The organism is Rheinheimera texasensis DSM 17496 (assembly GCF_000711985.1).
Classification (GTDB): domain Bacteria; phylum Pseudomonadota; class Gammaproteobacteria; order Enterobacterales; family Alteromonadaceae; genus Pararheinheimera; species Pararheinheimera texasensis.
In genome coordinates this window covers 533,811-548,349 of the sequence record NZ_JONU01000007.1, presented here as the reverse complement: position 1 = coordinate 548,349, position 14,539 = coordinate 533,811, and the positions used below count along the sequence as shown (strand labels likewise).

Below are 14,539 nucleotides of genomic sequence, written 5' to 3'. Positions count from 1 at the left end.
AAGTAACCGGGCCTGGAGCCTTTCAATAGTGCGGTCAAACCGATGATAACTGCTAAAAATCAACGTTTTGTGCCACCAGCGCACTGGGATGCGCAAATTCTGTGCAATCATCCGGCCTATCGCTTGATTTCCACTTTGTTGCCTTTAGCTCAGCAAAGCGATTTCCCTTCGGTGGACACTTTGACGGCCTGGAGTCGTCACCTGCGGCCGGCCCATGCGGTCAGGTTTGTTGATGCGGCGGTGCTGGAGAGCGACCCGCGTTATTACGAGGTTTTTATCGCCGAAACGTCGGCGGTGCCGACGCGCAGTCAGAATTGGCATGACTTGTTTGGCGCACTGGTTTGGATGTTGTTTCCACAAAGTAAAACGGCGCTCAATCGCCGCCATCTGGAAGAAATTCGGCAACACGGCAGTAAAAATAGATCGGCGCTGCGCCATCAGCTGACTTTGTTCGATGAATGCGGTCTGCTGCTATTACATCGCGCTGAATTGGAACAGGTTCCGGCTCTGCTGCGCCAGCATCAGTGGACGGAAGTCTTTCTGAATCAACGATTGCATTGGGGGCTGGGGGTCTGGCCCTGGGTATTTGGCCATGCCAATTTTGAAATGCTGACGCGGCCTTTTATTGGCCTTACCGGCAAGCTCTGGCCAATTCCGGTGCCGGCTGCTTTTGAAAATTGGCCATTGCATCAACAAGTTGATTTCGTTGATACTGAGTTAAGTAAACAAATTGCAGTTTTCTCGTTAACTGAATTTCGAAACCAGATGAGCCCGTTACCTCTGTTGGGTATTCCCGACTGGTCTCATCAGGCGCAAACGGAACAGTTTTATCAGGACCAGAATTATTTCCGGCCAAAACGAGTCACGACGCAGCCCTGATTTCATGCAAGTTCAAGGAAGTTCAACCGATGATTGAGATCCGCCAACTGGCGAAAGCTTTTGCGCTGGAAAAAGGCCAAAAGCTCAGCGAAGCCGAATTACAGGATGTCCGTTACACCGGACGCAGTTTTTGTTCAGTCCGCGATGTCAGCTTCAGCTGTGCCCGCGGCGAAGTGCTGGGTTTGCTGGGCCCTAACGGGGCCGGTAAAACCACCACGCTGCGGATGTTATCCACCGCATTAAAACCGGATGCTGGCTCGATTTTGCTCGGTAATGAAGACGTATTAAAAGACCCGGTGCTGGCCCGGCGCAAAATCGGTTTTTTATCCAGCAGTACAGGCTTATATGGTCGCTTAACCGCTTTTGAGAATGTTGCATATTTCGCCCGTTTACATGGCATGAGCGAACTGGCCTTACGCCAGCGTATTGATGAGCTGTTTACTATGTTAGATATGCACAGTTTTGCCAGCCGCAGAGCCGAGCTGATGTCATCCGGCATGAAACAAAAAACTGCCATTGCCCGCGCGGTGGTGCATTCCCCGGAGTTGGTGGTGCTGGACGAACCGACCACCGGCCTTGATATTATGACCACGCAAACAGTATTGGATTTTATCCGCGGCTTAAAAGCCGCCGGCACGCCGGTGATTTTTTCCACCCATCACCTTGATGAAGTGAGCAGCCTGTGCGACAGGGTGGTGGTGATCAATCAGGGCATCAGCGCTTTTGATGACAGCCTGAGTGCTTTTTCAAATCTGAGCAGCAATGGCGACTTACGCGAAGCATTTATGACGGTGATTAAAGGGGAGGCAAAGTCATGTGGCAAGTCTATATAAAAGAGCTGCTGGAACTGAGCCGCGACCGCAAAACGCTGATGTTTGTGATTTTGTTGCCGATCCTCATTTTTCCGGTGATTTTTGGTCTGATTGCGCTGGTTGCCGCCAATGTCACGGCAAGTAAACAAGCGGAAGAGCATCGTTACGTGATTATTCATGCTGAACGTGCGCCGGCCTTTGCCGAAAAACTGTTTTACCACAAAAATTTTAAACAGGTGAGCACTGAGCTGACCGAGCCTGAAGCGCTGCGCCAGGCCGTGCGCGATGGCAAGTTTGACCTTGCAGTGGTGATCCCGGCTGATTTTGACGCCAGTTCGCCGACGTTGGCACAAAGCCAGTGGACTGTGATTTACAACACTGCGCCAGTGCTGGATTTAGTGGGCAATTATCTGAAAGATTTGGTGAAAGACTACAGCCGGCAGTTACAACTGGCGCGACTGGAAGCGGTGGGTATCACCGGTGATCAGGTTGATGCTGTGCTGGAACCGGTCAAAATCAACAAAATCTCCAGTGCGGAAAATCGCGAGGATCTCGGCGAAAAACTCGGCGGCTGGATAGCTTATTTGCTGGTGCCGCTTTGTTTTATGGGCTGTTCTTACCCGGCTATTGATATCGGTGCCGGCGAAAAAGAACGTGGCACTTTAGAGACCTTGTTAATTTGTCCGATCAGCCGGACCAACTTAGTGCTCGGGAAGTTTATGACAGTGCTGACTACTGGCCTTGCCACGGCGCTTATTACCGTATTGAGTTTTGGCGGCTGGGGTTATCTGATAGGGTCTTTGGCTGGCGTTGATGTGATTGCTAAAGCGATGGCTGCGTTGGGTTTAACCGATTTACTGCTGATATTGGCGATGCTGATTCCGCTGACGATGATTTTCGCCAGCGTGTTGTTGTCGCTGTCGATTTACGCCCGCAGTTTTAAGGAAGCACAGAATTATATCGGACCTATGAGTATTCTGGTGTTTGTGCCACTGGCACTGGCGCTATTGCCCGGCGTGGAGCTGACCTGGAAAACCGCGCTGATCCCAATGACCAATATTTCACTTTGTATTAAAGAGCTGGTGAAAGGCACTATTGATATGGGCATTCTGAGTCTGGTGATTGCGTCTACTGTGGTGCTGGCCGGTGTGCTGATAGCGGTTTGTGTGCACTGGTTCCAGCGCGAGAAGGTATTGTTCCGGTGATAACCGAGCTGCTGGCAGAAAATCCTTATGGTGCCGTTGTGTTAAATGCCGGCCGGTTACATCAGGCCGGCGTCAGCGTGCAACTGTTCAGCCATTGGTTGCAAACAGAGCTGCCGGCGCTTAAGCAGTTTAAGTTGTGCTGGCTGACGTTAAATGAGTACGAAACTGCCTTTATCGCCCCGGCGCTGTTGGCTGGATTTCACTATCACCATGTGCAGGACAGCACGCTGACACTGGTGAAACGGTTACAAGCTGACGCTTATTTACCGCTGGCGGCGACGCATAGCATTGGGGTGGGCGCTGCGGTGTTTAATCCACTAGGGCAGATTTTACTGGTGCAGGAAATTCCGCTGCCGGGGAAAAAGCCTGGTTATTTTAAATTGCCTGGCGGCATGGTCGAAACCAAAGAGCATTTTGTCGCAGCGCTGGAACGGGAAGTGTTGGAAGAGACAGGGGTGACTGCAATATTCCAGGGCTGGTTCGCGATGCGCCATCATCATCAGGGCCAGTTTGGCGCTTCTAATCTGTATATAGTGGCGAAGCTTTTAAGTGAGCAAACCGACGTCGTACCTGACTATACAGAAATCGCCGCAGCAGCCTGGTTTGATCCGCAGCAGTTTTTACTGGATCCCAAAGCGCATCCTTATAACAAACTGCTGATACAAGCAGCTTTGAACGGTGCACTGTGGCAAGCACGAGAATTGCCAGAATATCAGGCGGGGCCTTTGGGTTTTGAGCTGTTTCAGGCCAGCAAAAAATAGATCCTGTTAAGATCCAGCGGCTTAGCAACTTCTGCAGATTTATGCTTGAAAAATGAACAAGGCTTAGGCAGGATTTGATATCCCTACAGCCAACAGGAGCCGGACCTATGACCTCAGAGTTCGTCAAAAAAATCCATCTGGAAACTGCGCAACGTTATCAGGCGCAAGGCTACAACCGGGACGCGTTAATTTCGCATTTTCGCAAAGTGGCACTGGACGCCGATGAAATCAATGAATTGTTAGAAGCGTTAGAACAACAGCCCTGGGCTGAGCAACCATTTCGTGCACGTCGTTAAAAACTTTCACACTGTTTAGGATGCTGCGCCGTGGCATCACAAAAAAACCGCCTTCCGGCGGTTTTTTGTTGGGTGCTAAAAAATACACACCGGAGCTACTGCACGAGGCTGGCCCACAAGTCGTATTCGTCGGCTTCTTCTACCACAGCTTTCACCACATCACCTGGCTTTAAGCTGGTTTCACCATTTAAGTAGACAGCGCCGTCAATTTCCGGTGCATCAGCAAAACTGCGGCCGATGGCACCTTCGTCATCGACCTCGTCAATCAATACGTCGATAGTGCGGCCAATTTTTGCCTGTAAGCGCGCAGCGCTGATCTTTTGCTGGGTCGCCATAAAGCGGTGGTAGCGGTCTTCTTTAACTTCTTCCGGCACCGGATCTGGCAATTCGTTGGCTTTTGCGCCTTCTACCGGGCTGTATTTAAAGCAGCCAACACGGTCAAGCTGTGCTTCTTCGAGGAAGTTCAGCAGTTCCTGGAATTCTGCTTCAGTTTCCCCCGGGAAGCCGACAATAAAAGTGGAGCGGATAGTCAGCTCAGGGCAAATCTCGCGCCATTTTTTGATGCGCTCTAAAGTACGCTCGGCCTGTCCCGGACGTTTCATCAGCTTCAGAATACGCGGGCTGGCGTGCTGGAATGGAATATCCAGATAAGGTAACAACTTACCTGCTGCCATCAGTGGGATCACATCGTCGACATGTGGGTAAGGGTAAACATAATGCAGACGAACCCAAATACCCATGTCGGATAATGCTTCACACAGCGACTGCATCGAAGTTTTCACTGGCGCACCATTCCAGAAACCGGTGCGATGTTTGACATCGACGCCATAAGCGCTGGTGTCCTGCGAAATCACCAGCAATTCTTTGACGCCGGCATTTTTCAGACGCTGTGCTTCATCCAGCACTTCGCCGATTGGACGACTGACCAAATCGCCACGCATGGACGGAATGATGCAGAAGGTACAGCGGTGGTTACAGCCTTCAGAGATTTTCAAATAAGCGTAATGCTTTGGCGTCAGCTTGACGCCGGTATCCGGCACCAGCTGCAAAAACGGGTCGTATTTAGGCTTTGGCACGAACTGGTGCACTTGCTCAAGCACGTTTTCGTAAGCATGCGGGCCAGTGATGCCGAGAACATTTGGGTGTACTTCACGAATTTCATCTTCACGGGCGCCGAGGCAGCCCGTCACAATGACTTTGCCATTTTCTGCCAGTGCTTCACCGATAGTATCCAGCGATTCCTGCACGGCACTGTCGATAAAACCACAGGTATTGACAATCACCAGTTCGGCGTCGTCGTAGCTCGGGACTATGTTGTAGCCTTCGATTTTGAGCTGCGTCAGGATGCGCTCAGAATCCACCAGGTTCTTGGGACAGCCCAGACTGACAAAACCTACTTTGGGTTGCGACATGTTTATTTATACCTTGGCAAAAATGGGGGCATATTTTAAACCAGAATCTACGTCGCTCACCAGCTGCATTTTCAAACGGAATCGATTTTTGCCGCAAAAACGTCGCAGAGTGTGACCAAAAAATAGTCAATGCGACAAGTTGCAAATGAAAGGTTAACTTGTGGCATTGAATGTGCTTTATTGTCGCCAGTCGCTTGCGACTTCGATAACAACAATAACCCTTCCTTAAATTCAGAGGTAAATATGTTTAAGAAAATGTTGGTGACCGTGTTTGGGCTTGCGCTGACTGCTGTGTCAGCTTTAACCCCTGCTCACGCTGGTCTGGTGATTAAACAGGATTTTTGGGGCAAGAATGCCGATAACAGCCTGGTGTTATTTGGTCAGCTGATTGTTGACCCAACTGAAGCTGTGCAATGGAACGACAATATTTACAAGGCTTACGGCTGGAAAAGCTTCAAGTTATTTGGTACCGACGTAGCAACTCCGGCTCCACTGTTTGAAGCCGAGTTTGATATCAACAATCTTTACGGTGGTTTCACTTTCCTGACTTTTGATGTCAGCGACCTTGGCAATCAATTCAATTTCTTCGGTTTTCATGATGGTGCATTAGATGTAGCGTTTTACGACCTGACTGACGCGACCAAATCTTACAATGACCCGGCATCAGTAATTTTTACAGGTGAAGATGTGGTGTCTGCAGGCTCGCAGGCCGTGAATGCTCCTGCATCAGCAGCTTTGTTACTGATGGGTTTTGCTGGTTTGATGTTGCGCCGCCGTCAGGCTGCCTAAACAAACGGACAAGACATTAACTGTCAAAATTATTTACAAAAAATAAAAATTAACCTGAAAGCCAATTGTTAACAAAAGTGCGCTAAAGCTACGCCTATTCTACAAATGTAATTATGTGTGATGTTTTGCATAAAAAATGACTGTCAGAAAAATTGACAATCACTGTCAAAAATTACGATGACAGCCTACAGCAGACGGATGACAACATAATGACAGCTCAAGAAAATCAGGTATGGCACGCAGTTGGAACAGGAAATCCGGAGAATAAAATGAAATATTTACAATGTTCACGTTTAAGCGTGTTAGCGCTGGCGGTTGCGGCAGTGTGCCACGCCTCTGTCGTGCAAGCAGCAGGCAATGAAGTACAAATTGATACCAGCAAACTGACTACACCGGCTGAGTCTCAACAGATAGCAACCTATATTGTCCAGTTAGTCGGCAAATCAGGTGTTGAAAAAGCATCCGATTTAGGCCAACTGACCCCAAACAATGCTCAGGTCGGCAAAGCCCTGAATCTTTATGACGCGACCAACCCGCAGATCGTGGCGTACAACGCCGCACTGAAACAACTGCAGGAAAAACTGGCCAGCCAGTATAGCAACACCGGTTTAATTTATTCATATACACATACTTTCAACGGCTTTTCTGCCCGAATGACTGCAGAGCAGGCGGCACGTTTGCGGATGCATCCTGAAGTTGTCGGCGTCTGGGAAGATAAACCAGAACAAGTGACCACTTCGCGGACCCCGGCGTTATTAGGTCTGACCGGACCAGATGGCCAGCATACTCTGGGCATTAAAGGTGAAGATATCATCGTCGGTATCGTTGATACCGGTATTTCACCAACGAATCCAAGTTTTGCTGATGATGGTTCTTATGCTCCGCTGGCACGTTTTAAAGGGACGTGCGACAAAGGTGAAGATGCAGATTTTGCCTGTAACAACAAATTAATCGGCGCGCGTTATTTCAAAGAATCATTCCAGTCTGTTTACGCCATTCAGCCGGGTGAATTTATTTCGCCACGTGATGCAGACAGCCATGGCAGCCACACAGCCAGTACTGCAGCCGGTAATGCCAATGTTGCCGCAACTATTGCAGGCCAAAGCTACGGCAATATCACTGGCGTAGCGCCACGTGCCCGGGTTGCTGTGTACAAAGCATGTTGGAACAGTGACTATGTCTCGCCAACAGGCGCTCAGGAGCGCGGCTGTTTCTACGGTGACACTATGGCCGCTATCGATGCAGCAGTGGCTGACGGCGTTGACGTAATCAACTATTCCATCGGTGGCAGTCGCACAGATTTAACGACGATCTCGGTAGCAGCAAAATTGCGTGCCACTCAGGCTGGCGTTTTAGTGTCTGTTTCTGCCGGTAATGATGGTGCCAACAATACCATTGAAACTGTCGGTACGCCGGCTCCATGGGTGGTCAGCGTTGCGGCTTCAGGTTTCTCGGTCAATTCAATCGGCGTAAACAGCGGTTTACCTGTGACCAAACAAACGGCGATCGAAGGCTCTGTGACCAAACCTTTAAGCGTGACTGGTGCTGTGACTGGCAACGTCGTAGTTGCACAGCCAGCGCTGGGCTGTACTGCACTGACCAACGCAGATGATGTTGCAGGAAAAGTAGTGCTGATCCAGCGTGGTACCTGTGGTTTTGCCGATAAAGTGCTGAACGCGCAAAACGCTGGTGCGAAAGCGATTTTGGCCTATAACAACGCGGCCGGAAATCCAATTGCGATGGGTGGTTCTGTCGTTGGCGGTCCGACAATTCCGGGTGTGATGGTCAGCCTGGCTGACGGCACTAATATCGTCAACGCCATCAACGGTGGTGCTGTGGTGAATGTCACCATGGACCCTAATTTTGTGAACAATGCAATGGCAGACTTCTCGTCAAAAGGTCCAAACAAAGCGACTTATGACATTCTGAAGCCGGATATCACTGCACCTGGCGTTAACGTTCTGGCCGCTGGTACTCCAACGACTTTCACCAAACCAAAAGGCAATGATTTTACCTTCATGTCGGGTACTTCAATGTCTAGCCCGCACATTGCGGGTATGGCGGCACTGTTGATTGAACAGCATCCGGACTGGACACCGGCGATGGTGAAATCCGCGCTGATGACTACGTCTCATCAAAACGTGACTAAAGCCAGTTCTTCTGTGCTGGCAGACCCGTTTGACTTTGGCGCTGGTCATGCTGCTCCGGTAAAAGCAATGGATCCGGGTCTGGTATATGACGCCAGTGCCTTTGATTACTACGCGTTCCTGTGCGGTATCGGTAACAGTGCGTTTGTAAAAAGCGCGTCTGGTTACAACTGTGCTGACTATGTTGCTGCCGGTTACCCAACCGACGCCAGCCAGCTGAACTACCCGTCTATCGCGGTATCGCAGTTAAAAGCGGCCAAAACAATTGTGCGTGTGGTTACGAACGTTGGTGGCAGCAATGCCAACTATCGTCCGGTGATTGAAGCGCCAGCCGGTGTAACTGTTGAGTTCAAAACGCTGAATAGTGCAGGTCAGCTGGCCGCAGCCAGTAGTTTAGATGTACCGGCTGGTGGTAAAGCGGTTTATGCTCTGACCCTGACGCCAACCAGCAGTGCAGTGTTGAACAAATGGGCTTTTGGTAGCCTTACTCTGACTGACGGCGTACATAACGTGCGTAGCCCGCTGGTGGTGAAACCAATGGAACCGGATGCAATTATTGCCCCGGCATCATTGACCACTCAAGTACCAGCAGCTTCAGGCCGGTTGTCTTTTACTGCGGATATGGCGTACACAGGCGCGACTTCAGCCAAATTATTCGGTCTGACCCAAGCCACTGGTTCGTCACGCACTATCGTACAGGATGCAGACAAAACCTTTACGTTTAACGAAGGCAGCCTTGGCACGCATATCCTGACAGTGCCGGCAGGTACTCAGGTCGCGCGTTTCTCGCTGCGTAACGGTCTGACCAATCTGCCAGCACCAGATCTGGATCTGTATGTATACCGCTGTATAGGCTGGAGCTGTTCAGCTGTTGCAACTTCACAAAATGCTGAAGCAAATGAAGATGTGGTACTGCGCGCTCCTGCGGCTGCCAATAACAGCGCTAACGGCGATGTGTATATTGTCTGGGTGCACCCGCGTGACTTAAAAGGTGCTGCCAATGTCAATTACACGCTGGCTTACTGGATTGTTGATAAAGCAAACACTGCAACCAGTACAATTACTGCCAGTACCCGTGCGGTAAAAGGACGTCCAAATGTGATTACCGTTTCTACTAAGAAACTGGTCCCTGGTGCGTTACCGTATATGGGCGTCGTGACACTGCAGGATGCGACTGGGAAACCACGCACCTCGACCTTGCTGGAAGTATTCGCTAAATAAGGCTGAAGAGTAGCAAGTTAACATGCAAAATCCCCCGCAGTTGCGGGGGATTTTTTTTAGCTGCGATGCGTTGGCCCCGACTGAAATTAAAGTTTGCTGCTTGACTTCAATTGTTTTCAAACGTACATTTCAAACGTATGTTTAAATTCATTACTGATATGACCAGTTCCTGGTTATCGCCGGATATCAACGCAGCCTATGAGCAATAAACAAAGCACACAACTGAAGATCCTCGAAGCGGCAGAGCAGCTGTTTGCGGATACTGGCTTCAGTGCCACTTCGCTGCGCCAGATCACCAGCCTGGCCGAAGTGAATCTGGCGTCTGTTAATTACCATTTTGGTTCGAAAAAAGAATTAATCCAGGCGGTGCTGCAGAGATATCTTGCGGTGTTAATGCCACGCCTGGACCAGGAATTTAACCGCTTACTGGCGGCGCAACAACCAAATCAACTCACTACTGTGCTTTCAGTATTTGTTGAACCTTTATTAGAACTGAGAGCGGTACAACCGCAAGGCACCAGTACCTTTTTACAATTGCTTGGCCGCGGCTATACCGATGTGCAAGGGCATTTGCGCTGGTTTTTTAATCACCATTATGGCCGGATACTGGATAAATTTGTGTTGCTGGTGCAACAAAGCTGCCCGGCGCTGCCGCCGAGTGAAATCTTCTGGCGACTACATTTTTCCCTTGGCACCATCGTTTTTACTATGGCGTCGAATGTGGCGCTAAAAGACATTGCCGCCGCTGATTTTAATGAAACCGTAGAAATCGATGGTGTGATTAAGCGATTAATTCCGTATCTGGCGGCAGGTATTGCTGCGCCACCAGCGGCCTGATTTTCGACAACTTTGATAAATAATAACTGTTAAACCCTGCAGACCTGAGGAACACTTTATGTTGATTTTATTTGTGCTCATCGTTGCCCTGGCTGTGGTGTTAGGTGTGACCGATATTCGGCGCAACCTGATCACCAAGCCAATTTTCGCTATTTTTAAAAAAATCCTGCCGCCGCTGTCTGATACCGAGCGTGAGGCAATGGAAGCAGGGGACGTCTGGTGGGATGGTGAGCTGTTTAAAGGCAAACCGGACTGGCAGAAGTTACATCAAATTCCAAAACCGCAATTAAGTGCCGAAGAACAGGCATTTATGGATAACGAAGTCGAGACGCTGCTGAAAATGCTCGACGACTACAAAATCGTGCAGGAACAACGTGACCTGCCGGTTGAAGTATGGAATTACATCAAAGCCAATGGCTTTTTCGCGATGATTATTCCTAAAACCTATGGCGGCCGTGAGTTCTCAGCTATTGCCAACTCAACTATCGTTTCGCGCATCGCGACGCGCAGCTTAACGGCGGCGGTGACCGTAATGGTGCCTAACTCGTTAGGCCCGGGCGAACTGTTGATGCATTACGGCACCCAGGAGCAAAAAGACCGCTGGTTGCCAGGCCTTGCTGCCGGTAAAGAAGTACCATGTTTTGCCCTGACCGGCCCGGAAGCAGGTTCAGATGCCGGCGGTATTCCGGACAATGGCGTCGTCTGCAAAGGCCAATTTGAAGGCAAAGAAGTCATCGGCATCCGGTTAAACTGGGACAAACGATACATCACGCTGGCACCGGTTGCCACTGTGCTGGGTCTGGCGTTTAAACTGTACGATCCGGAAAACCTGCTCGGTGATAAAGAAGATATCGGTATCACTTGTGCACTCATTCCAACGTCTCATGAAGGTGTGTTGATTGGTGACCGTCACTTCCCGATGAATATGGCGTTTATGAACGGCACCACCTACGGCAAAGACGTGTTTATTCCACTGGAATGGGTCATTGGTGGCCCGGCTTATGTTGGTCGCGGCTGGCGTATGCTGGTGGAATGTCTGTCGGCGGGCCGCGGTATTTCTTTGCCGGCACTGGGCACAGCCACTGGCCATCTGGCGACCCGGATGACTGGCGCTTATGCCTATGTCCGTCAGCAGTTTGGTCTGTCGATTGGTAAGTTTGAAGGCGTGCAGGAATCTTTAGGTCGCATCGGTGGCCTGACGTACAGCTTAGAAGCGATGCGCGTAATGACAGCAGGTGCTATTGACCTGAAGTTAAGCCCGTCAGTTGTCACCGCCATTGCCAAATACCACATGACTGAAATGTCGCGGACGCTGCTGAACGATTCTTTTGATATTCATGCCGGCCGCGCTATTCAATGTGGTCCGAAAAACTATCTGGCACATGGTTATATGGGGGTGCCCATTTCAATTACGGTAGAAGGCGCCAACATTCTGACCCGTAACCTGATGATCTTCGGTCAGGGTGCCACCCGTTGCCATCCGTATGTATTAAAAGAGTTAGAAGCAGCGGCCAATCCGGACAGCGAAGCGGGCCTCAAGCAATTCGACGAACTGTTGATGAAGCATGTTGGTTTTGCGCTCGGTAATACTTTTGGTGCCTTGTTCCAGGGCCTGACCGGTGGACTACTGAACAGCTCACCAGTGGCTGGCGAGACAGCAAAATACTACAAACAGCTGACGCGGATGAGTAACGGTCTGGCACTTTGCGCTGATTTCTCGATGCTGATGCTGGGTGGTGATTTAAAACGCAAAGAGATGCTGTCTGCTCGTTTGGGCGACGTACTGAGTCACTTATATATCGCCTCAGCCGTGCTGAAATTCTACGAAGATAATGGTCGTCAGGTTGCTGATCTGCCGTTTGTTCACTACAGCGTGCAGCGCAATCTGTATGAAATTGGCCGCGCCTTTGCAGGATTCTTCAGCAACTTCCCGAACCGTCTGGTTGGCAAGATGTTAAAAGGTCTGGTGTTCCCGTTTGGCATCAACTATCAGCTGCCGGATGATGAAATGGCGATGCAAATTTCCGATGCGTTGTTAAAACCAAGTGTGATCCGTGACCGTCTGACTCACCTGTGTTACTTGGGCGAAGGCGAAAACGACCCAACGGGTTCGATGGAGCAGGCATTCCTTGCTGTTCATGCTGCGCAGCCGCTGATGAAGAAAATCTTCCAGGCGCAAAAAGACGGGAAAATTGCCCGCAAGCTGCCACTGGATGTCACTATCAGCAAAGCCGCCGAAGCCGGAGTCCTGAGCGCCGAAGAAGTGGCGCAGCTGGAGCAGATGAACAAACTGCGCTTTGCTGCCATCAGTGTTGACAGCTTTAAACCGGGTGAACTGGAAGCGCGTGCGCTACAGGCATAACTCAATCATGAATTAAAAAAGGCGCTACGGCGCCTTTTTTAATTGTTGCTGGATGGTTCTGTAATGCCGCGCTCTGCTCCGACAGAGTACCCCACAGCAATAGCCTTCTGCTGGGCTATCGGGTAAAGTAAATGCCCATTTCTGCATATAACCTCAAGAGATAAAACATCGCATGTTTGGATCTGTCATGCTGGACCTGCAGGGTCCGGAAATTACTGCTGAAGAAATCGAATTGTTAGACCATCCGGCCGTTGGCGGGGTGATTTATTTTACCCGTAATTATCAGGACAAAGCCCAGCTGCGCGAATTAGTGCGCCGCACCCGTGCCGCCAGCCGCAACCCATTGCTGCTGGCTGTTGACCACGAAGGCGGCCGGGTACAGCGTTTTCGGCCTGAATTTACGTTAATTCCGGCGATGGGGCAGATTTTACCGGGTGCTGGCGGTGATTTAACCCAGGCACAGCAATATGCCACTGAGATGGCCTGGTTGATGGCGATGGAAGTGCTGACGCAGGATATTGATATTTCCTTTGCGCCGGTCGCCGATGTCTGGGGTGTCTGTGATGTGATCCGTAACCGGGCGTTTTCACCAGACGCGAAACAAGTGATTGCGATGGTGCAGGCCTTTGCCAAAGGCATGCACAGCGCCGGCATGAAAACTACCGGTAAACATTTCCCCGGCCATGGTTCAGTCAAAGAAGACTCACACTTGCAGCTGCCGGTGGATAACCGCAGCCGCGAGGCCATCGAAGCGCTGGACTTGTTTATTTTCCGCGAACTGGCAAAAGCCGGTGCGCTGGATGCCGTGATGCCGGCGCATGTGGTGTATCCGGCTTTTTGTGATAAGGCCGCCGGTTTCTCAGATTATTGGCTGCAAACGGTGTTACGCGGCCAGATGCAGTTTGACGGGGTGATCTTCAGCGACGATTTAGGTATGGCAGGCGCGCATCAGGCCGGTAGTTATCAGCAACGTGCTGAAGCTGCGCTGACAGCGGGCTGTGACATGGTGCTGGTCTGCAATGACCGCAAAGGCGCCATCGAAGTGCTGGATACTTTGCCGCAGGCCTTCTGGCAGCACAGCAGCGCCCGGCTTGGCAAACTCAAACACCACAATACCACGACTGAAGCACAGCTGACGCAAAGCCCGCGGTATCGCGAAGCTGTTGAACTGGCCACACGTTTGCGTGCGGTAGAAGTCACTGGCGGCACCAGTTCCGCTGGTATTGTCGAGCGCACTTAAAGCATTTTTGAGGAAGATAATCGATGATTGAAACCCGCATTGCCGGCTTAAGTTTGCGTCTGGCTACTGCTAATGATGTGCCACAGATTTTAAGTTTTATCCGCCAACTGGCCGAGTATGAAAAGCTGCTGGATATGGTAGTGGCTGATGAAGCCAAACTCAGCGCAACGCTGTTTGGTGACAAATCTTATGCAGAAGTCGTGATCGCCGACTATCTGGGCAAGCCGGCCGGTTTTGCCTTGTTTTTCCATAATTATTCGACCTTTTTGGCCAAGCCCGGCATTTATCTGGAAGACTTGTTTGTCGACCCGACTTTACGCGGCTTAGGTATTGGCAAGGCGCTGATCACTTATCTGGCAACTTTGGCGGTAGAGCGTGATTGTGGCCGGCTGGAATGGTCGGTGCTTGACTGGAATCAGCCGGCGATTGAGTTTTATCAGTCGTTGGGTGCACAGATGCTACACGACTGGCGTATCAACCGGGTGACCGGCGAGACGCTGCAGGCTATGGCGGGTATGTTTCCGGGCTGAGTCTGAGTAGCAAAAACGGGAGCCTTTGCAGCCCCCGTTTTGCCATTT

Annotated in this window: 12 protein-coding genes; 11 read left to right on the top strand and 1 reads right to left on the bottom strand. The window is 50.6% G+C overall.

The genetic code is table 11. From position 1 onward, the window contains the following. Positions 1–42 precede the first annotated feature (42 nt). The 5 genes from Q399_RS0102490 to Q399_RS0102470 all read left to right on the top strand — a co-directional run bounded on the left by Q399_RS0102490 (position 43) and on the right by Q399_RS0102470 (position 3,953). A complete protein-coding gene (locus Q399_RS0102490; RefSeq protein ID WP_031565143.1) occupies positions 43–879 on the top strand; it encodes a DUF3025 domain-containing protein in 837 nt (278 codons plus the stop codon). A 29-nt stretch (positions 880–908) separates the two neighbouring features. Then, positions 909–1,712 (top strand): ABC transporter ATP-binding protein, encoded by an 804-nt coding sequence (locus Q399_RS0102485; RefSeq protein WP_031565141.1) that lies wholly within the window; start codon positions 909–911, stop codon positions 1,710–1,712. Then, entirely contained in the window at positions 1,694–2,896 is a 1,203-nt protein-coding gene (locus tag Q399_RS0102480) for an ABC transporter permease (RefSeq protein WP_031565139.1), read from the top strand. The genes Q399_RS0102485 and Q399_RS0102480 overlap by 19 nt, the downstream gene beginning before the upstream one ends. Then, positions 2,893–3,657: an NUDIX hydrolase gene (locus Q399_RS0102475; protein ID WP_031565137.1), complete on the top strand. Its 765-nt coding sequence runs from the start codon at positions 2,893–2,895 to the stop codon at positions 3,655–3,657. Before Q399_RS0102480 ends, Q399_RS0102475 begins: the two co-directional genes overlap by 4 nt. Positions 3,658–3,764: 107 nt before the next feature. After that, positions 3,765–3,953, top strand: coding sequence for a hypothetical protein (locus tag Q399_RS0102470; RefSeq protein WP_031565135.1), 189 nt, complete (start codon positions 3,765–3,767; stop codon positions 3,951–3,953). Positions 3,954–4,048: 95 nt separating this feature from the next. Here Q399_RS0102470 and rimO read toward each other — a convergent pair whose 3' ends face one another. After that, the gene (gene rimO / locus Q399_RS0102465; protein WP_031565133.1) at positions 4,049–5,365 is read right to left on the bottom strand and encodes a 30S ribosomal protein S12 methylthiotransferase RimO; all 1,317 of its coding nucleotides are present in this window, start codon (positions 5,363–5,365) and stop codon (positions 4,049–4,051) included. A 243-nt stretch (positions 5,366–5,608) separates the two neighbouring features. Here rimO and Q399_RS0102460 point away from each other — a divergent pair, with 243 nt between their 5' ends. The 6 genes from Q399_RS0102460 to Q399_RS0102430 all read left to right on the top strand — a co-directional run bounded on the left by Q399_RS0102460 (position 5,609) and on the right by Q399_RS0102430 (position 14,491). After that, complete coding sequence (locus Q399_RS0102460) at positions 5,609–6,154, top strand: hypothetical protein (RefSeq protein WP_031565131.1); 546 nt, start codon at positions 5,609–5,611, stop codon at positions 6,152–6,154. A 269-nt stretch (positions 6,155–6,423) separates the two neighbouring features. Beyond that, the gene (locus Q399_RS0102455; RefSeq protein WP_031565129.1) at positions 6,424–9,522 is read left to right on the top strand and encodes a S8 family serine peptidase; all 3,099 of its coding nucleotides are present in this window, start codon (positions 6,424–6,426) and stop codon (positions 9,520–9,522) included. A gap of 198 nt (positions 9,523–9,720) precedes the next feature. Further along, on the top strand, positions 9,721–10,359 hold the full coding sequence (gene psrA, locus Q399_RS0102450) for a TetR family transcriptional repressor PsrA (protein WP_031565127.1): 639 nt from the start codon (positions 9,721–9,723) through the stop codon (positions 10,357–10,359). A gap of 58 nt (positions 10,360–10,417) precedes the next feature. Further along, positions 10,418–12,721, top strand: coding sequence for an acyl-CoA dehydrogenase (locus Q399_RS0102445; protein WP_031565125.1), 2,304 nt, complete (start codon positions 10,418–10,420; stop codon positions 12,719–12,721). Positions 12,722–12,893: 172 nt separating this feature from the next. Next, a complete protein-coding gene (nagZ, locus tag Q399_RS0102435) occupies positions 12,894–13,961 on the top strand; it encodes a beta-N-acetylhexosaminidase (RefSeq protein WP_051685684.1) in 1,068 nt (355 codons plus the stop codon). A 23-nt stretch (positions 13,962–13,984) separates the two neighbouring features. Further along, positions 13,985–14,491 (top strand): GNAT family N-acetyltransferase, encoded by a 507-nt coding sequence (locus tag Q399_RS0102430; RefSeq protein ID WP_031565120.1) that lies wholly within the window; start codon positions 13,985–13,987, stop codon positions 14,489–14,491. Positions 14,492–14,539: the final 48 nt, after the last annotated feature.

Excerpts from the sequence above, each read along its gene's own strand:
- Q399_RS0102490 (WP_031565143.1), top strand. The coding sequence starts at position 43 with ATGATAACTGCTAAAAATCAACGTTTTGTGCCACCAGCGCACTGGGAT.
- Q399_RS0102460 (WP_031565131.1), top strand. The coding sequence starts at position 5,609 with ATGTTTAAGAAAATGTTGGTGACCGTGTTTGGGCTTGCGCTGACTGCT.
- psrA (WP_031565127.1), top strand. The coding sequence starts at position 9,721 with ATGAGCAATAAACAAAGCACACAACTGAAGATCCTCGAAGCGGCAGAG.
- Q399_RS0102470 (WP_031565135.1), top strand. The coding sequence starts at position 3,765 with ATGACCTCAGAGTTCGTCAAAAAAATCCATCTGGAAACTGCGCAACGT.
- Q399_RS0102455 (WP_031565129.1), top strand. The coding sequence starts at position 6,424 with ATGAAATATTTACAATGTTCACGTTTAAGCGTGTTAGCGCTGGCGGTT.
- nagZ (WP_051685684.1), top strand. The coding sequence starts at position 12,894 with ATGTTTGGATCTGTCATGCTGGACCTGCAGGGTCCGGAAATTACTGCT.
- Q399_RS0102480 (WP_031565139.1), top strand. The coding sequence starts at position 1,694 with ATGTGGCAAGTCTATATAAAAGAGCTGCTGGAACTGAGCCGCGACCGC.
- Q399_RS0102445 (WP_031565125.1), top strand. The coding sequence starts at position 10,418 with ATGTTGATTTTATTTGTGCTCATCGTTGCCCTGGCTGTGGTGTTAGGT.
- Q399_RS0102485 (WP_031565141.1), top strand. The coding sequence starts at position 909 with ATGATTGAGATCCGCCAACTGGCGAAAGCTTTTGCGCTGGAAAAAGGC.
- Q399_RS0102430 (WP_031565120.1), top strand. The coding sequence starts at position 13,985 with ATGATTGAAACCCGCATTGCCGGCTTAAGTTTGCGTCTGGCTACTGCT.
- rimO (WP_031565133.1), bottom strand. The coding sequence starts at position 5,365 with ATGTCGCAACCCAAAGTAGGTTTTGTCAGTCTGGGCTGTCCCAAGAAC.